Raw genomic sequence first — 17568 nt, forward strand, 5'->3', positions numbered from 1 at the left:
GGGAATTAGCACGGTATGATAGCACAATTAATGCACATCACGCCAATACTCTTTCTTGAGCATCACGACAACAATTGTTAGTAGAACTAGGAAGCCCATGACCCACCAACCAAGCGCATGACGCTCTAGCTGAACAGGGTCACCAGAGTAAACTAGGAAGTTCACTAGGTCGCCAACTGCTTTATCATACTCGCCAGAGCTTAGCTCACCCGTTCCGTTAGTTTCAGTACCAACAACCACTTGTACTTCTTCACCGTCCACCACTTTTGTGCCGTAAACTGGCGTCGGGATACCTTGAAGCTCTTCAAGAACGTGCGGCATACCAACGCTTGGGAAAACAATGTTGTTCACGCCGAATGGACGAGATGGGTCAACATAGAAAGAGCGTAGGTAAGTGTATAGCCAGTCTGCACCACGAACTCGAGCAACAAGTGTTAGATCCGGTGGCGGCGCACCAAACCAGTCACCCGCTTGCTTCGCAGGCATCGCATTAACCATTAGGTCACCGATTTTCGCTTCAGGATCAAAAATCAGGTTTTCCTTCATTAGGTCAGCAGGAATATCCAAGTCTGTCGCTACTCGTTCGTAACGCTGGTATTGCGTTGAGTGACAAGCAAAACAGTAGTTCATGAATAGCTTCGCGCCGTTTTGCAGCGAAGCTTTATCCGATAGGTCCACGTTCGCCTTGTCTAGCGGTACGTTGGCACCCGCTGCCATCGCAAGAGATGGCAACATAGCAAATAGAATTACAATCCACTTCTTCATTTGAATGTCACCCTCTCTGGTAATGGTTTGGTTGCTTCATTTTTGCTGTAGAAGAACAGCAGTACAAAGAACATGAAGTAACACAAGCTAAAGATCTGAGACAGAATTGTGTACAGCGGCGTTGCCGGCAGTGCACCCAAAATACCCAGAGCGATAAAGGCGATAGTGAACTGAACAATATTCAACAGGTGCAGTTTGCTACGGTAACGGTATGAACGCACTTTACAACGGTCCAACCAAGGTAGAACAAACAGTACTGCAATTGACGCCCCCATTAGGATTACACCCAATAGTTTGTCTGGAACCGCACGCAAGATTGCGTAGAACGGAGTGAAGTACCATACAGGAGCGATGTGCTCAGGTGTCTTCAGTGGGTTTGCAGCTTCAAAGTTAGGCGGCTCAAGGAAATATCCACCCATCTCAGGGTTGAAGAACAGCACGTAACAGAAGAAGAACAAGAAACCAGCGACACCAACCAAGTCCTTAACCGTACCGTACGGGTGGAAAGGAATCGAATCGATGATGTCGTATTTCTTCGTGTAGTAATCGTGGAACTTGAATTGCGTTTCGTAATCGTCTCCCATTGAACCTTTTGGCAACTTAGTCTCGATACCATCCGGGTTGTTAGAGCCAACTTCGTGCAGTGCCAATACGTGCAACACCACAAGAAGAAGTAGAACGATAGGTAGTGCAATAACGTGTAGTGCGAAGAAACGGTTCAGCGTTGCACCAGAGATGATGTAGTCACCACGGATCCAAAGTGTTAAGTCGTCACCGATAACAGGAATCGCACCAAACAGAGAAATGATTACCTGAGCACCCCAGTATGACATCTGACCCCATGGTAATAGGTAACCCATGAAAGCTTCTGCCATTAGAACCAAGAAGATCAACATACCGAAGATCCAAAGTAGCTCACGAGGTTTTTGGTATGAACCGTAAATCAGACCACGGAACATGTGCAGGTAAACAACAACGAAAAACGCTGATGCGCCAGTTGAGTGCATGTAGCGCAGCAACCAGCCGTAATCAACGTCACGCATGATGTATTCGATAGAAGCAAACGCACCATCACCAGATGGAACGTAGTTCATTGTTAACCAGATACCCGTTAGGATTTGGTTAACCAGTACCAACATTGCCAGAGAACCGAAAAGGTACCAAAAGTTGAAGTTCTTAGGCATTGGGTATTCAGACAAATGCTTTTTATAAGCATTCATCGCGGGAATTCGTTTTTCAACCCAGTCTAGTAGTGCTTGCATTATGCGTCTCCCTCATCAACACCGATCATGAGCTTCGTATCACTCAAATACATGTGCTTAGGAACCACAAGGTTCAGAGGTGCAGGAACACCTTGGAACACTCGACCAGCCATATCGAATTTAGAACCATGACATGGACAGAAGAAGCCAGACTTAACGCCTTGGACTTGCTCTGAGAACGTGTCAGGTAGATAGGTCGGTGAACAACCTAAGTGAGTACAGAAGCCAACTGCCACGAAATACTCAGGCTTGATCGAACGATGCGCATTCTGAGCATAAACTGGCTGTTGTTCCATTTCTGATTGTGGGTCACGAAGCTGTCCGTCGATGTTCTTTAGGTTATCCACCACTTCTTGAGTACGACGTACAACCCATACAGGCTTACCTTGCCACTCAACACGAACCATCTGACCGGATTCGATTTTACTGATATCCACTTCCACCGGCGCACCCGCAGCTTTTGCTTTGGCGCTCGGATTCCATGATTTGATAAAAGGCACGGCGACGGCAGCTGCCCCTAATCCACCAACAACTGCCGTTGTAGCGGTTAGAAAACGCCTGCGACCGTTATTTAAAGGCGCGTTGCTCATCCAAACATTCTCCCATTTGCTCCCTTTGGATCGTTATTATTCCGCTTATAAGAGCATGGCTAACAAATAATGAATTTAGTTCTATTTATTGGGGGGAAATGATAAAGAAAACCCTACTTTTTGACAAGATAAAGCTACCTTTTTGTAACAATTGTGAGGCAAATCGCTCACGCCGTCACAAAAGCGGCAAAATTATAAAAAATAGATGTGATTTGTAACAAGAAAGCGAAACGAAGAATGGCTAGGAACGAGATAAAAAGCCTTGTATTTCGGCTGTTTTCAGCCAATTAGATAGAAAGATCTTTCAAGAATGTGAAGGAGTCCTCCACTTTTGTTATCTCAGTTTTGTAGCACGAAGAAAACCAGAAAACTTGCAGAGAAAACGATCAAATGTTGCGAGGATATTAAGCAAGAATGTGAAAACAAATGCGAAAGGAAAAACGGACTTTTTCAGACTTCAGAAAAACAAAAAGCTCGGCATATAGCCGAGCTTTGATGCACAGTTTCCAAAGTAACTCTGGAACAGCATAAATTTCCGATAAGAGGAAATTAACGCTTAGAGAACTGTGGACGACGACGTGCTTTACGTAGACCAACTTTCTTACGTTCAACGCAACGAGCGTCACGAGTAACGTAACCAGCTGCACGTAGAGTAGGACGTAGAGACTCATCGTACTCCATAAGAGCACGAGTGATACCGTGACGGATAGCACCAGCTTGACCAGAAATACCGCCACCTTTAACAGTAACGTATAGGTCTAGCTTCTCAGTTAGTTCAACTAGCTCAAGAGGTTGTTTAACAACCATGCGAGAAGTTGGACGACCGAAGTACTCATCAAGGCTACGCTTGTTGATTACGATGTTGCCGCTGCCTGGTTTGATGAAAACACGCGCAGCTGAGCTTTTGCGACGGCCAGTGCCGTAGTATTGATTCTCTGCCATTTTCGAAATCCCCAATTAGATGTCTAGTACTTGTGGTTGTTGAGCAACATGGTTGTGCTCAGCGCCCGCGTAAACTTTAAGCTTACGGTACATAGCACGGCCTAGAGGACCACGTGGAAGCATGCCTTTAACTGCTAGCTCAAGAACCATCTCAGGTTTACGATCGATCAACTTTTCAAAAGTGATAGATTTTAGACCACCTGGGAATTCAGAGTGACGGTAGTACACTTTGCCTTTAGCTTTGTTGCCAGTTACAGCAACTTTCTCAGCGTTGATAACGATGATGTAATCACCAGTGTCAACGTGAGGAGTGTATTCAGCTTTATGTTTGCCACGTAGGCGAGATGCAATTTCACTTGCTAGACGGCCAAGAGTTTTACCCTCTGCGTCTACAACATACCAGTCGCGTTTTACAGTTTCTGGTTTAGCAACGAAAGTTTTCATGCTAATAATAACCCGTTAATTAAATTTTAAACTTTAAAGGAACACAGTATTGTGTTCCCACACTGTCTAAGAGCCCAGTCATCACCCCTTCGAGTCGTTGGTACTCTCGACCTTCTATGCCGAAATAACTTCGATATTCAGGTCTGCAGTAACGGTGGGTCGCAGGATTATAGAGAAGAGCGAAGAAAAAATCACCTTTTTTTGCGCCAAATCACTAATTTTTTCTTCACTTTTTTAAGATGAGTTGCTGTTTTTTACGCCAGATGCTCTCTAGCAAGGTATTCGTGACTCTGCATTTCTGTCAGTCGAGACAAGCAACGTTTAAATTCGAACTCTAACTGTCCTTGTGTATAAAGGAACTCCATTGCAACTTCAGCAGAAATAATCAACTTAACGTTACGTTCATAGAATTCATCGACCAATGCAATAAAGCGTCTCGCTGCATCATCTATCTTGCTATCCATTTGCTTCACGTCTGCTAGCAAGACTGTATGGTAGATGCGCGATAATTCAATGTAATCGTTTTGACTGCGTGGGGTTTGACACAGTTGTTCAAAAGAAGCATGTAGCACGCCATCGCTGGCCTCTATTACCGCCACTTCTCGATGGTTGATTTCAATGCTGTGTGCTGCAACTTTTCTTTCACCAATCAACTGTTGGTAATACGTATTAAGATTGATAGACGCCTGCTCGTCCAACGGATAATGATAGATTTCGGCTTGTTGCAGCGTTCTTAGGCGGTAATCCACGCCACTGTCGACATTAAGCACATCACAGCGCTGAATGATCATGTCTATCGCTGGTAAAAAGCGCGCACGTTGTAAGCCATTACGATACAAGTTTTCAGGCTCAATGTTCGACGTCGCGACTAAAATCATTTGTCGCTTAAACATCTCTTGCAACAAGGTCGCTAAGATCATCGCATCTGTGATATCGGAAACGAAGAATTCATCAAAACAGACCACATCCGCTTCTTTCTTGAATAGATCGGCCACTTTTGACAGCGGGTTTTCCACTTCACCTAAACGCTTGAGCTCATCATGCACACGATACATAAAACGGTGAAAATGCACGCGCATCTTTCTTTCTGTCGGCAAGGCGTCAAAAAACGCATCCATGAGGTAGGTTTTACCCCGCCCTACTCCTCCCCAAAAGTACAAGCCTTTTGGTGGTTCTGGCATTTCAGGCTTTTTACCCAGTAATTTCTGCCAAGTGCTAAGCTGAGGAATAGGCGCAGACTGGAATTCTGCAATCGCATGGTAAAGGTTGTCTAAAGCAACGACAGCATTATGTTGTGCTTCGTCACGCTGGAATCCATGCTCTGCTATGTCTTGTTGGTATCGTTGTAATGGTGTCATGGCATTGAGTCGTATCAGAGGTACAGAAAAAATTGTCACCTCGGGGTCAGCTTTGAGAATAGAGAGATGTGGATATCAGTCCCCGAAGACTTACCGCTATTTTTCTTTATCGGCTGTTCAAGCCATAGTAACATGGACTAGCACCGCGTGTAACTAAGTAGTAAAAGACTTGTTAAAACAACTATAAGGAGCAGTTATGCCTTGGATTTATGCCATTGTGGGTTTGCTGGTCGGTACAATCGTAGGCGTAGTCATTAGTAGACTAACCACCCCCGAATACAAAAAACAAAAGTCTGTGCAAAAAGAGCTGGAAGCAGCCAAGTTCGAGCTAGAGCAACAACGTCAAGAGCTCGTCGATCACTTTGCACAAACTGCAGAAATGTTGGATACCTTAGGTAAAGACTACACCAAGCTGTACCAACACATGGCGAAGACGTCTTCAGAACTTCTGCCTAACTTGCCTGAGCAAGACAATCCGTTTGATAAGAAGACAGCCATGTCGACTGAACAGATTGAAGAAGACCAATCTAACGTCAACGAACAACCAAAAGACTACGCCAACGGCGCAACAGGTCTTTTAAAGGATCAGGAAAAAGAAATCATCGACGCACCAGAAGCTGTCACTGCTAAAGCGTCTTAATCCCCCCTTTCCTACCTAACTGGGTCAATACATACACATTTCTTATCAATTTGTATTGACCCTTTTTGAACTTTTCTTAAGCAACTCATCTCTAACAACCTGTGTGCTGTCGCCACCTTTTGATTATCCGAATTAATCCCTATATAACTAAATAACCGTATAGAACTAACGGTTCGGATATTTCTTTTTGACAGACCTGTTTCAAGAGGAGTTATTGGATGAAAAAACCATTGCTTGCGCTAACCGTTCTATCTTTAAGCTTGGGTTCAATCATCACCCCAATTACTGCGACTGCGGCACTGCCGTTAAGTGTGGATGGGGAGCAGTTACCTAGCCTTGCCCCGATGCTCGAAAAAGTGACCCCTGCGGTTGTGAGTATTGCGGTTGAAGGTAAACAAGTTCAAACCAGCCGTATCCCAGAGCAGTTTCAGTTCTTCTTTGGGCCTGAGTTTCCAACAGAGCAGACTCGTGAGCGTCCATTCCGAGGCTTGGGCTCTGGCGTTATTATTAACGCGGACAAAGGGCAAATCGTCACAAACTACCATGTAATTAAAGGCGCCGATGACATCCGTGTCCGTTTGTACGATGGTCGAGAGTACGATGCAGAATTAGTGGGTGGAGATGAAATGTCAGACATTGCTCTACTCAAACTGGAGAAAGCAAAAGATCTGACCCAGATTAAAGTCGCCGACTCAGACAAGCTACGCGTTGGTGATTTCACGGTTGCGATTGGTAACCCGTTTGGCCTTGGTCAAACCGTCACTTCGGGTATCGTCTCGGCACTAGGTCGAAGCGGCTTGAATGTGGAGAACTTCGAGAACTTCATCCAAACAGATGCGGCTATCAACAGCGGTAACTCAGGCGGTGCTTTAGTTAACCTCAATGGTGAACTGATCGGTATCAATACAGCGATTCTTGGTCCGAATGGCGGTAATGTTGGTATCGGTTTTGCGATTCCATCTAACATGATGAAAAACTTAACAGACCAAATTCTAGAGTTTGGCGAAGTGAAACGTGGCATGCTAGGCGTACAAGGTGGTGAAGTCACTTCAGAGCTGGCAGAAGCATTAGGTTATGAATCGAGTAAAGGTGCGTTTGTTAGCCAAGTAGTGCCTGATAGCGCTGCAGATAAAGCAGGCCTGAAAGCTGGTGATGTGATTACTTCCGTAAACGGTAAATCGATCGATACTTTCTCCGAGCTACGCGCAAAAGTCGCAACGCTCGGTGCGGGCAAAGAGATAACATTGGGTGTGATTCGTGATGGTAAGAAGAAATCCTTCGATGTGACGTTAGGTGAATCGACCAATGTGAAAGCGAAAGCGGAAACGCTTCACGAAGGCCTTAAAGGTGCAGAACTCAGCAACACCACACCAAGCGATAAAATCCAAGGTGTTAAGGTGACCAGTGTGGCTGAAAACTCTCCAGCGGCACAATACCAACTTGAGCAAGACGATATCATTATTGGTGTTAACCGTAAGCGTGTGAAGAATTTAGCAGAACTGCGCGCGATTGTTGAAAAACACAAAGGTGTGCTCGCGATAAACGTTCAACGTGGTGATCGGACGGTTTACTTAGTTATCCGTTAATAGACATCATTCAACAATCACATAGCTGAAAGCAAACGAGCGCTAGCAACATATTTATCAGTGATAGCGCTCGAATACTTTCCTTCTTATGTCATGGTTTTTTAAAAGGGCAAGACTATCGCGTCTTGCCCTTTTGTTATTTTTCAATGTAATGCTATCCTTCAGTTTTCTATGCCAATTGGGCGCTCAATCATGGAGAGGTTATGCTTAGCTTTTTGTTACGTTCTGTCTTTTTAGGCTTAGCAACTGCCGTTATCGTATTACTCGCCGTTCCATCTTTGCGCAGCAATGTTATCCCAACCGCCCTTGTTGACCCGCAACCGAGCAATATCGCATCGCTAGAAGTTTCTTTTAACCAAGCGGTAAGAAAGGCAGCACCTGCGGTGGTGAATATCTACAGCCGCAAATATGTGGAAAATGATCGCAGCAAGCTATCGACTCAAGGACTAGGTTCTGGGGTTATCGTGAGCGAAAAAGGTTACATCATTACCAACTATCACGTTGTCGCTCAAGCTGACCAAATCGTCGTAGCCTTGCAAGATGGTCGTGTTGCTGCTGCTCAATTGGTAGGGACAGACAAGCGTACAGACATTGCGATCTTACGTGTTGAAGGCTCTAACCTGCCAGTTATCCCATTAAATGCTGACTACAAACCTCAAGTGGGTGATGTGGTGCTTGCCATTGGTAACCCATACAACTTAGGCCAGACGACTACCTTCGGCATTATCTCTGCGACAGGTCGCTCGTCGATCAGTGATGGTCGACAAGCCTTTATCCAAACCGATGCCGCTATCAATGAAGGCAACTCCGGTGGCGCATTAGTGAATACTCAAGGTGAACTGGTCGGTATCAATACCGCTTCATTCCAACAGGCGACTGACCTTGAGACCTACGGTATCTCATTTGCAATTCCAGCACCGCTAGCAAACAAAATCATGCAGAAGATCATCGCTGATGGCCGCGTGATCCGCGGTTATATCGGTATTGATGGGCAAGATATTAATGCGGTAACTGCTCGCTTGTTAGGTAACGAGCACATTGGCGGTATTGTGGTTCTTGGTATTGACCCAAATGGTCCCGCAAGTGCGGCTGGTTTTGAGAAACAAGACATCATCATCAGTATTAACGGCACTAAAGTTCAAGGGCGCCAAAGCGTCATGGACATCGTTACTGACTTACGCCCAGGTACCTCTGTGGATGTAGGGATTATCCGCAAGGGTAAAGAAATGAATTTAAAAGTCACCATAGCCGAAGACAAACAAGAAGCATAAAAAAATCCCAGCCATTGGCTGGGATTTTTATTTGTGCGTTATTCGCTGTCGCTTGGTTCTTCTGAAACTTCTGAGCTTCCGCCCATCTCGATTTCAATTCGCGTCACGCGCTGTAGGCCGCGTGGTAGTAAGCTACCTCGACGTCCACGTTCACCACGGAAGTTTTCTAAGTCTGCCGGTTTCAAACCTAGCTTACGCTTACCCGCATAAAGCGTTAGAGAAGCACCTTGTGGCAATGCCATCAAGTGAGACAGAACCTCTTCACGCTCTTTCGCTTTCGCTGCAGGAATGTTGATGATCTTGTTACCCTTACCTTTCGCCAATTGCGGCAGGTCTTTAATTGGGAACAACAGCATGCGGCCTTGGTTGGTAATCGCGAGAATTTCATCCGAGTCCAAATCAGCAATCGTCTTCGGTGTCATCACCTCAGAGTTGGCCGGTAGCGTCACCAAGGCTTTACCGCTTCGATTCTTAGACAGTAGCTCAGAGCCTTTACATACAAAACCGTAGCCCGCGTCAGAGCCAACTAGCCATAGTTGCTCATCTTCACCCATGATCACTTGGCGAATGCTGCTACCCGCTGTGATATTCAAGCGGCCTGTAATCGGTTCGCCTTGGCTTCGAGCGGATGGCAATGAATGCGACTCTAATGAGTAGCTTCGGCCATCGCTACCGAAGAATACCGCTTGCTGGTTACTCTTACCACGCGCATGCGCTAAGTAGTTATCACCAGATTTATAGCTTAAGCCTTCTGCGTCTACATCGTGACCTTTCGCATGGCGAATCCAGCCTTTCTCTGAAAGTACCACTGTGATTGGCTCACTTGGTACCAGGTCGCGTTCTGTTAGCGCTTTTGCTTCTGCACGCTCAACCAATGGAGAACGACGGTCATCACCGTATTTCTCTGCGTCTGCTTTGATTTCTTTCTTTAGTAGTGTGTTTAGACGACGCTCAGAACCCAATAGCTGCTCTAGCTTCTCACGTTCTTTTTCTAGCTCGTCTTGTTCACCACGAATCTTCATCTCTTCTAGTTTTGCTAGGTGACGAAGTTTAGTATCCAGAATTGCATCCGCTTGGATATCGGTAATACCAAAACGCTCCATCAGCACAGCTTTTGGATCGTCTTCAGTACGAATGATCTCAATCACTTCATCTAGGTTTAGGTAAGCAACTAACAAACCTTCCAAGATGTGTAGACGAGCCATTACTTTGTCTAGGCGGTGTTGCAGACGACGACGAACAGTCGTACGACGGAATTCAATCCACTCAGACAGAATTTGTACCAGACCTTTAACTTGAGGACGGTTATCCAAACCAATCATGTTCAAGTTAACGCGGTAGCTGCGCTCAAGATCGGTTGAAGCGAACAAGTGGTTCATCAACAGATCGCAATCAACGCGGTTTGACTTAGGTACCACTACGATACGTGTTGGGTTCTCGTGATCCGATTCGTCACGAAGGTCGTCTACCATTGGTAGTTTCTTCGCGCGCATTTGGTTCGCGATTTGTTCTAGTAACTTCGCACCCGATACTTGGTGTGGCAGAGAAGTAATGACGATGTCAGAACCTTCTTTGTGCCATACCGCACGCATCTTGATGCTACCTCGACCGTTACGGTAAATCTTTTCGATATCCGCTTGTGGTGAAGTAATTTCCGCTTCTGTTGGGTAATCTGGACCTTTCACAAACTGCATCACATCCGGCAGTTCTGCTTTCGGGTTGTCGATTAAGTGGATGGTTGCATCCGCCACTTCACGAACGTTGTGAGGCGGAATATCCGTCGCCATACCAACCGCGATACCAGTTACACCGTTTAGCAGGATATGAGGCAGACGTGCTGGCAACATTTGTGGCTCTTTCATCGTGCCATCAAAGTTAGGTTGCCATTCAACCGTGCCTTGACCCAGCTCGCCTAACAATACCTCAGCAAACTTAGACAGTTTCGCTTCGGTATAACGCATTGCTGCGAACGATTTCGGATCATCTGGCGCACCCCAGTTACCCTGACCATCTACCAATGGGTAGCGGTAAGAGAATGGTTGAGCCATGAGTACCATCGCTTCGTAACACGCTGAGTCACCATGCGGGTGGTATTTACCCAGAACGTCACCAACGGTACGTGCTGATTTTTTGTATTTCGCTGATGCCGAAAGACCAAGCTCCGACATTGCGTAAATGATGCGTCGTTGAACCGGCTTCAAACCATCGCCAATGTATGGCAATGCGCGGTCCATGATTACGTACATCGAGTAGTTCAGATAAGCGTCTTCAGTGAACTTGCGCATTGGCAACTGTTCAACGCCATCATAAGTAATTTCTGTAGACATCCGTTAAACCTCTGCCATATCGCCGTTGCTTTGTAGCCAAGAACGACGGTCATCTGCTCGTTTCTTACCAAGCAGCATGTCCATCATTTCCATGGTCGCCGCTGAGTCATCAATGGTTAATTGAACCAGACGACGCGTATTTGGATCCATGGTTGTTTCGCGCAACTGAAGTGGGTTCATCTCACCCAGACCTTTGAATCGTTGCACGTTGATTTTGGCTTTCTTCTTCGACAAGCGCTCTAATACGCCATCTTTTTCGTCATCGTCTAAGGCATAGAATACTTCTTTGCCACAGTCGATACGGTATAGAGGCGGCATCGCGACGTAGATATGACCGGCTTCAACCAGCGCACGGAAATGACGAGTGAACAGCGCACATAACAGCGTTGCGATGTGCAAACCGTCCGAGTCCGCATCGGCAAGGATACAGATTTTACCGTAGCGAAGGCTGTCTAGGTTGTCGCTGTCTGGGTCAATACCCAGAGCAACTGAGATATCGTGCACTTCTTGAGATGCAAGCACTTGGTCTGCAGAGACTTCCCACGTGTTTAGGATCTTACCGCGCAGTGGCATGACCGCTTGGAACTCACGATCACGTGCTTGTTTAGCTGAACCGCCCGCCGAGTCACCCTCCACGAAGAAGATTTCGGTGCGGTTAAGGTCTTGCACAGAACAGTCTGTCAGCTTACCCGGCAGTGCTGGGCCTGAGGCCACTTTCTTACGCACAACCTTTTTGCTCGCACGCATACGGCGATGAGCGTTCGCGATACAAACTTCGGCAAGTTGCTCTGCAAGTTGTGGTTTTTCGTTCAACCAAAGGCTGAATGAGTCTTTCACAACACCTGATACAAACGCAGCGGTTTGACGAGAAGAGAGACGCTCTTTGGTCTGACCCGCAAACTGAGGATCTTGAATCTTAACCGATAGCACGTATGAACAACGGTCAAAAACGTCATCACCGGTTAGCTTCACGCCACGAGGCAGCAAGTTGCGGAATTCACAGAACTCACGCATTGCATCAAGCAAACCTTGGCGCAGGCCATTAACGTGCGTACCACCCTGTGCGGTTGGGATAAGGTTCACGTAACTTTCCGTGATCATCTCACCGCCTTCTGGCTGCCAGATCACCGCCCAGTTTGCCGCTTCGGTTTCCGCTGAGAATTCACCTGTAAATGGTTCTTCTGGTAGAACGGTATAACCTTTCACACCTTCCGCTAGATAGTCTTTCAAACCATCTTCGTAGAACCACTTGTAGTCTTTGTTGTTTACTTTATCTGTGAAAGTAATTTCTAGACCAGGACAAAGTACTGCTTTCGCTCGTAGGTTATTCACCAGACGAGTTACTGAGAAGTTTGCAGAATCAAAGTACTTAGCGTCTGGCCAGAAGTGCACACTGGTACCACGGTTACGACGACCACATGTGCCGACAACCGTTAGGTCAGAAACTTTATCACCGTGTTCAAAAGCAATCTCATACACTTGACCATCACGACGGACGGTCACTTCAACACGCTTAGACAGCGCGTTTACAACAGAGATACCTACACCGTGCAAACCACCAGAGAATTGGTAGTTCTTGTTAGAGAATTTACCACCTGCGTGAAGCTTACATAGGATCAGTTCAACACCTGATACCTTTTCTTCTGGGTGGATATCAACAGGCATGCCTCGACCATCATCGATCACTTCTAGTGATTGGTCAGCATGTAGGATGACTTGTACTTTTGAGGCATGTCCGGCTAGCGCTTCATCGACACTGTTATCGATAACTTCTTGGCCCAAGTGGTTTGGGCGCGCTGTATCCGTATACATCCCTGGTCGGCGACGTACTGGCTCTAAGCCATTCAGTACTTCAATGGCACCAGCATTATATTGTTCAGTCATAATACGGAATTGTTCTCAAAGTTTACTTGTAACCCGAGCCTCGCAATTGTGCGAGCCATACTCGAGAAACGAAAAAGCTACCTCGTCTGCATGCTTATCAAAGATAAGGTCACGCATAACAAAGTAGTCAGGGCTTCATACCCTTAAGATCTTTTTGGCAAAACATAGTCGGAAAGCCTGCCAACTATGTCAAGAAACGGATGGATATAGCAATGAAAACTATGAGCCTATTCCAATCGTCTCGTTAGTATTACAGTTTTAGGAATTCAATGATTTGAGCAGGATAACGCTCAAAGCCTACAAAACTGTGATCACCGCCTTCTTCTACCGTTTGTTTCGCGTTTACGAACTTTTCTACGGCTTGGCGGTAGTCTAAAACCTCGTCTTCCGTTTGCTGTAAAAGCCAGAAGCTCTCAGGCGACGCGATGCTTTGTACATCAAGTGCTTTTAGCTCGTCAATATGACAGGCCTCAAGTGTATAGGTTTCGTGCGTATATGGGTTAGTTTGTTCACCGAGGTAATCCACCAGCAATTCATAAGGCTTCACTGCTGGGTTAACAACTACAGCAGGAAAGCCAAACTTTGCATTAAGCCAAGTCGACATGTAGCCCCCCAAAGAACTCCCCACTAAACCAATGTTGTAGTCGTCTTTGTATTGCTCAACGATCTCCAATAGGCATTGAGCAGCCAGTTGAGGGAAACACGGCAATTGAGGCACGATAACCTTGATGTCCGGTCGTTGCTGCTCACAGAACGCTTTCATTAAATTCGCCTTCATCGAAAGCGGCGAACTGTTAAAGCCATGGATATAAAGCAACAAAGAAGGTTTACTCATGATCACCTCAAGTTAAAAAAGTAAGCCCGAACATAAGGTTCGGGCGTGATAATGATTAGTATCCGTTTGAGGTAAAGTCTGGCTGGAATTGGCCATCAGGTAAACGGTTGACCTCAGTCGTAATGTCGCCATTACTGTGCAACTCAAGTTCTCGCCAACCTGGAGATTCAGTATCCAAGGCGAAGTCATCGGAATTCGGTTTGAACTGCACACAAGTTGACGGCGTTGCCATCACACGGATGCCATTATAAAGAACATTCATGTCTTGATGCACGTGACCACATAAAATGCCTTTTACGTTCTCAAAACGGTCCACAACTTGCCAGAATGCTTCCGCATCTTTGAGCGTGTGTTGGTCAAGCCACGCACTACCAACTAAAAGCGGGTGGTGGTGTAAAAGCACCAAGGTGTGTCTTTGCGGATTTTCCGCTAGCTTTTCTTCCAACAGAGACAATTGCTGATCACTTAAGCGTCCGTGGGGTACACCTACCACTTGTGAATCCAATAGAATTAGATGCCAATGCTCACCAAGCATTAGATGCTCAACGGCTTGAATTTGAGGAGATGGCAGTACACTGCCCATGTTTGGCTTGTAGTCGTGATTACCCGGAAGCCAGAAACAATCTTTTTTCAGCGGCGCGATGCCTTCAGCAAAACGCTGATAAGACTCTGCACTGTGGTCCTGTGAAATATCGCCAGTTGCCAAAACGTATTCAAACTGCACCTGACGATGAAGAACCTCTTGTATCACAGCAGCAAAGCTGTCGGCGGTTCTTACGCTCAGCAAGCTGCCCTCATCTGCTTCAAACAGATGAGTATCCGTGATTTGTAATAGCTTTATGCTGTCACTAGATGATTGCAAAATGAAAACCTGATTCGTCCACTATATTGTTTTTTGTTATTTTCCCTTAGCGACGTGACAATCAATTGAAGGCAAGTGGCGTTCTACTAATGCCACTTCGTAAACAGAACGTCAGCCATTCACCAAGGAACGTATTAAGCTGATGCTTTTCATCTTTCTGCATCAACTGGTCGTTGGGATAATCATATTTAGCTTTGATGCGAGAAAACTCTCCGCTTGAGCATACTTCGGCGACTCTCGCATCGTGATAAAGCCTGACAGACATCGTAGGTAAAGGAAACACTGGTGTTTCATCACTCTGACATATCTCAACAACTGTGGTGTATTTTGTGATTTCATTCACGGTCAGTTGGTAAACCATGTTCGCCGCTTGGTAGCAACGAACATCACCAACTTCGGCAGAGACAGGCAGCAAAGCGTTCAGCTTGGCGTAGTTGGTCTCATAAGTTCTCATCAGACCCGCTAAGTCAACATGGTATCGCTGTTTTTCAGCTACTTGCGCCATTATTATTTCTCCACCTTTGAGGTTTGTCCCCATTGTGATGTCAATTCTTGGTGATTCAATTGTAACCATTGAAGTGCAATGATTGAGGCACCATTTTCGAATTTTCCATCCTTCACCCATTGATACGCAGTTTCACGGCTGATCACATGAACTCGAATATCTTCATTTTCATAGTCTAAACCATGAATGCCATGCGCTTTAGTGGCATCGACTTCACCGATGAACACATCAAGCTTTTCAGAACAGCCACCAGAAGAAGGATAATAAGAGGTAACCGAAGCCACACGTCCGACTTGTATACCCGCTTCTTCTTCCGCTTCTCGACGAATCACTTCTTCTGATGATTCGTTACGATCAATCATGCCAGCGACAATTTCTAGCTGCCAAGGATGCGAATGTTCTAATGCGCCAACGCGGATCTGTTCAATGATCACTACCTGATCAGTCACAGGATCATACGGGAGCATGGCAGCAGCATGACCACGTTCGAACATTTCTCGTTCGACAATCCCACTCCATCCGCCTGCGAATAATCTATGCTTAAAACGGTATTTCACCATTTTAAAGAAGCCTTTAAACACGGTTTCTTTTGAGATTATTTCCACATCTTGGGGAGTAAAATCATTTTGTTGCTTGTCACACTGTTGCATTCAACACCTCTCTGAGTGAATCTTGTAGTTTACTCATTGTTATTCGCTTGCTCAAAGGACTTGGCTCAACTTTTTGTACAATAGTTATAAATTATTTTAAGCGTTTCCCAATTATTTATTGCACAAGTGGATAATTACGTGTAAAAAAGTGCAAAGTTTCGAGTAAATATCGTCCAAATTGAGTTAAACTACTGAGAATTAACCAATCTATATACCGCGGGAATGGAAAATGAAAAAACTGCTTCCACTATTTATCAGTGCAGCGCTAGGCAGTATGAGCACATCTGCATGGGCAGACTCTCTTGCTGAAATCTATGACTTAGCAAAACAAAACGACCCTCAATTGCTCAGTGTAGCAGCGCAGCGTGATCAAGCTTTTGAAGCAATCAACTCTAGCCGCAGTGCCCTACTACCACAAATCAACCTAACAGCGGGTTACGACATCGCTCGTGGTGAGACTGACTACAACGAGAACACCGCAACGTTGCGAGATCGTGATAACGACCAAAACGTGTTGTCTGCAGGTGTTGGCTTCTCGCAAGAGTTGTACAACCGTGCATCATGGATCACGCTAGACACGGCTGAGAAAACGGCTCGTCGTGCAGACGCAACGTACGCAGCGACACAACAAGGTTTGATCCTTCGTGTTTCTCAAGCTTACTTTGAAGTACTGCGTGCACAAGACAACCTTGTGTTCGTTCGTGCAGAAAAAGCAGCCGTTGGCCGTCAGCTAGAACAAACTAAGCAACGTTTTGAAGTAGGTCTATCGGCAATCACTGACGTACATGATGCACAAGCACAGTACGATGCAGTACTAGCCGATGAAGTATTGGCAGAGAACGATCTGATCAACAGCTACGAATCACTACGTGAAATCACAGGCCAAGAGCACAAGAACCTGAACGTTCTAGACACTGCTCGTTTCTCTGCAAGCCGCTCTTCTGAGCCAGCTGAAGCTCTGATTGAAGAAGCGAAAACAACTAACCTGAGCCTACTGTCTGCGCGTATCGCACAAGACATCGCTCGCGACAACATCTCGCTAGCAAGCTCTGGTCACCTACCAACGCTATCTCTTGACGGTGGTTACAACTACTCTGACACAGCAGAGAGCACAGCGGATAACACGACGGATGGCTTCAATGTTGGTGTGAACCTAGCAGTGCCTCTATACACTGGTGGTCGTACAACGTCTGAAGTGAAACAAGCGGAATTCGGTTACGTATCTGCGAGTGAAGATCTAGAAGCAGAATACCGTAGTGTTGTGAAAGAAGTGCGTGCACAGAACAACAACATCAACGCTTCTATCGGTGCACTAAAAGCGTACGAGCAATCTGTAGTGTCAGCACAGTCTGCACTTGAAGCAACAGAAGCTGGTTTCGATGTAGGTACTCGTACTATCGTTGACGTACTAGACGCAACTCGTCGTCTATACGATGCGAACAAGAACTTATCAGACGCTCGTTACAACTACATTCTTGCTGGCCTTCAGCTACGTCAAGCTGTAGGTACACTGAGTGAGCAAGATATCCTAGATGTTGATGCAGGCCTTAAGCCAGTAAAATAAACATCGATAGATAAGTAACACGCAAGACGCCAGCTGATTTTTCAGCTGGCGTTTTTTATTGCCGCTAGACAAGCCATTCTCCC

General features: G+C 45.9%; 16 protein-coding genes. 4 read left to right on the forward strand and 12 right to left on the reverse strand.

Going from position 1 to position 17568, the window contains the following annotated elements:
* Window positions 1-27: 27 nt before the first annotated feature.
* From VCHENC03_RS02330 to zapE, 6 genes are all read right to left on the reverse strand, one after another.
* Window positions 28-765 (reverse strand): cytochrome c1, encoded by a 738-nt coding sequence (locus VCHENC03_RS02330; RefSeq protein ID WP_005436103.1) that lies wholly within the window; start codon window positions 763-765, stop codon window positions 28-30.
* Window positions 762-2027, reverse strand: a complete 1266-nt coding sequence (locus tag VCHENC03_RS02325; protein WP_005436097.1) for a cytochrome b — start codon at window positions 2025-2027, stop codon at window positions 762-764. The genes VCHENC03_RS02330 and VCHENC03_RS02325 overlap by 4 nt, the downstream gene beginning before the upstream one ends.
* Window positions 2027-2617, reverse strand: a complete 591-nt coding sequence (petA, locus tag VCHENC03_RS02320) for a ubiquinol-cytochrome c reductase iron-sulfur subunit (protein ID WP_009707744.1) — start codon at window positions 2615-2617, stop codon at window positions 2027-2029. The genes VCHENC03_RS02325 and petA overlap by 1 nt, the downstream gene beginning before the upstream one ends.
* A 549-nt stretch (window positions 2618-3166) precedes the next feature.
* Window positions 3167-3559: a 30S ribosomal protein S9 gene (gene rpsI, locus VCHENC03_RS02315; protein WP_005436094.1), complete on the reverse strand. Its 393-nt coding sequence runs from the start codon at window positions 3557-3559 to the stop codon at window positions 3167-3169.
* 15 nt (window positions 3560-3574) lie between these two features.
* Window positions 3575-4003, reverse strand: coding sequence for a 50S ribosomal protein L13 (rplM, locus tag VCHENC03_RS02310; RefSeq protein WP_005436093.1), 429 nt, complete (start codon window positions 4001-4003; stop codon window positions 3575-3577).
* 254 nt (window positions 4004-4257) lie between these two features.
* Window positions 4258-5361 carry a cell division protein ZapE gene (zapE, locus tag VCHENC03_RS02305; protein ID WP_009707745.1) on the reverse strand — a complete coding sequence of 368 codons (1104 nt, stop codon included), beginning with the start codon at window positions 5359-5361 and terminating at the stop codon, window positions 4258-4260.
* 196 nt (window positions 5362-5557) lie between these two features.
* Here zapE and zapG point away from each other — a divergent pair, with 196 nt between their 5' ends.
* The 3 genes from zapG (at window position 5558) to degS (ending at window position 8858) form a co-directional block, all read left to right on the forward strand.
* Window positions 5558-6001, forward strand: coding sequence for a Z-ring associated protein ZapG (gene zapG, locus VCHENC03_RS02300; RefSeq protein ID WP_005436091.1), 444 nt, complete (start codon window positions 5558-5560; stop codon window positions 5999-6001).
* Window positions 6002-6219: 218 nt separating this feature from the next.
* The gene (locus VCHENC03_RS02295; protein ID WP_009707746.1) at window positions 6220-7587 is read left to right on the forward strand and encodes a Do family serine endopeptidase; all 1368 of its coding nucleotides are present in this window, start codon (window positions 6220-6222) and stop codon (window positions 7585-7587) included.
* Window positions 7588-7790: 203 nt separating this feature from the next.
* Window positions 7791-8858: an outer membrane-stress sensor serine endopeptidase DegS gene (degS, locus tag VCHENC03_RS02290; RefSeq protein ID WP_005436089.1), complete on the forward strand. Its 1068-nt coding sequence runs from the start codon at window positions 7791-7793 to the stop codon at window positions 8856-8858.
* A gap of 38 nt (window positions 8859-8896) precedes the next feature.
* Here the strand turns inward: degS and parC are convergent, their stop codons facing one another.
* The 6 genes from parC to nudF all read right to left on the reverse strand — a co-directional run bounded on the left by parC (window position 8897) and on the right by nudF (window position 15921).
* Complete coding sequence (gene parC / locus VCHENC03_RS02285; RefSeq protein ID WP_009707747.1) at window positions 8897-11185, reverse strand: DNA topoisomerase IV subunit A; 2289 nt, start codon at window positions 11183-11185, stop codon at window positions 8897-8899.
* Window positions 11186-11188: 3 nt separating this feature from the next.
* Window positions 11189-13069 carry a DNA topoisomerase IV subunit B gene (parE, locus tag VCHENC03_RS02280; RefSeq protein WP_005436086.1) on the reverse strand — a complete coding sequence of 627 codons (1881 nt, stop codon included), beginning with the start codon at window positions 13067-13069 and terminating at the stop codon, window positions 11189-11191.
* A 250-nt stretch (window positions 13070-13319) separates the two neighbouring features.
* Window positions 13320-13904: an esterase YqiA gene (gene yqiA / locus VCHENC03_RS02275; RefSeq protein ID WP_009707748.1), complete on the reverse strand. Its 585-nt coding sequence runs from the start codon at window positions 13902-13904 to the stop codon at window positions 13320-13322.
* 55 nt (window positions 13905-13959) lie between these two features.
* Complete coding sequence (gene cpdA, locus VCHENC03_RS02270; RefSeq protein WP_032803102.1) at window positions 13960-14766, reverse strand: 3',5'-cyclic-AMP phosphodiesterase; 807 nt, start codon at window positions 14764-14766, stop codon at window positions 13960-13962.
* A 61-nt stretch (window positions 14767-14827) separates the two neighbouring features.
* A complete protein-coding gene (locus tag VCHENC03_RS02265; protein ID WP_009707750.1) occupies window positions 14828-15271 on the reverse strand; it encodes a DUF1249 family protein in 444 nt (147 codons plus the stop codon).
* A 2-nt stretch (window positions 15272-15273) separates the two neighbouring features.
* Complete coding sequence (nudF, locus tag VCHENC03_RS02260) at window positions 15274-15921, reverse strand: ADP-ribose diphosphatase (RefSeq protein WP_009707751.1); 648 nt, start codon at window positions 15919-15921, stop codon at window positions 15274-15276.
* A 229-nt stretch (window positions 15922-16150) separates the two neighbouring features.
* Here nudF and tolC point away from each other — a divergent pair, with 229 nt between their 5' ends.
* Window positions 16151-17485, forward strand: a complete 1335-nt coding sequence (gene tolC / locus VCHENC03_RS02255; protein WP_009707752.1) for an outer membrane channel protein TolC — start codon at window positions 16151-16153, stop codon at window positions 17483-17485.
* Window positions 17486-17568 lie beyond the last annotated feature (83 nt).

It is taken from the genome of Vibrio sp. HENC-03, from assembly GCF_000305755.2.
In the GTDB taxonomy this organism is placed as follows: Bacteria; Pseudomonadota; Gammaproteobacteria; order Enterobacterales; family Vibrionaceae; genus Vibrio; species Vibrio owensii.

What these genes read in the sequence shown, in the direction of transcription:
- VCHENC03_RS02330 (WP_005436103.1), bottom strand. Translation starts at nt 765, where the DNA reads ATGAAGAAGTGGATTGTAATTCTATTTGCTATGTTGCCATCTCTTGCG.
- VCHENC03_RS02325 (WP_005436097.1), bottom strand. Translation starts at nt 2,027, where the DNA reads ATGCAAGCACTACTAGACTGGGTTGAAAAACGAATTCCCGCGATGAAT.
- petA (WP_009707744.1), bottom strand. Translation starts at nt 2,617, where the DNA reads ATGAGCAACGCGCCTTTAAATAACGGTCGCAGGCGTTTTCTAACCGCT.
- rpsI (WP_005436094.1), bottom strand. Translation starts at nt 3,559, where the DNA reads ATGGCAGAGAATCAATACTACGGCACTGGCCGTCGCAAAAGCTCAGCT.
- rplM (WP_005436093.1), bottom strand. Translation starts at nt 4,003, where the DNA reads ATGAAAACTTTCGTTGCTAAACCAGAAACTGTAAAACGCGACTGGTAT.
- zapE (WP_009707745.1), bottom strand. Translation starts at nt 5,361, where the DNA reads ATGACACCATTACAACGATACCAACAAGACATAGCAGAGCATGGATTC.
- zapG (WP_005436091.1), top strand. Translation starts at nt 5,558, where the DNA reads ATGCCTTGGATTTATGCCATTGTGGGTTTGCTGGTCGGTACAATCGTA.
- VCHENC03_RS02295 (WP_009707746.1), top strand. Translation starts at nt 6,220, where the DNA reads ATGAAAAAACCATTGCTTGCGCTAACCGTTCTATCTTTAAGCTTGGGT.
- degS (WP_005436089.1), top strand. Translation starts at nt 7,791, where the DNA reads ATGCTTAGCTTTTTGTTACGTTCTGTCTTTTTAGGCTTAGCAACTGCC.
- parC (WP_009707747.1), bottom strand. Translation starts at nt 11,185, where the DNA reads ATGTCTACAGAAATTACTTATGATGGCGTTGAACAGTTGCCAATGCGC.
- parE (WP_005436086.1), bottom strand. Translation starts at nt 13,069, where the DNA reads ATGACTGAACAATATAATGCTGGTGCCATTGAAGTACTGAATGGCTTA.
- yqiA (WP_009707748.1), bottom strand. Translation starts at nt 13,904, where the DNA reads ATGAGTAAACCTTCTTTGTTGCTTTATATCCATGGCTTTAACAGTTCG.
- VCHENC03_RS02265 (WP_009707750.1), bottom strand. Translation starts at nt 15,271, where the DNA reads ATGGCGCAAGTAGCTGAAAAACAGCGATACCATGTTGACTTAGCGGGT.
- nudF (WP_009707751.1), bottom strand. Translation starts at nt 15,921, where the DNA reads ATGCAACAGTGTGACAAGCAACAAAATGATTTTACTCCCCAAGATGTG.
- tolC (WP_009707752.1), top strand. Translation starts at nt 16,151, where the DNA reads ATGAAAAAACTGCTTCCACTATTTATCAGTGCAGCGCTAGGCAGTATG.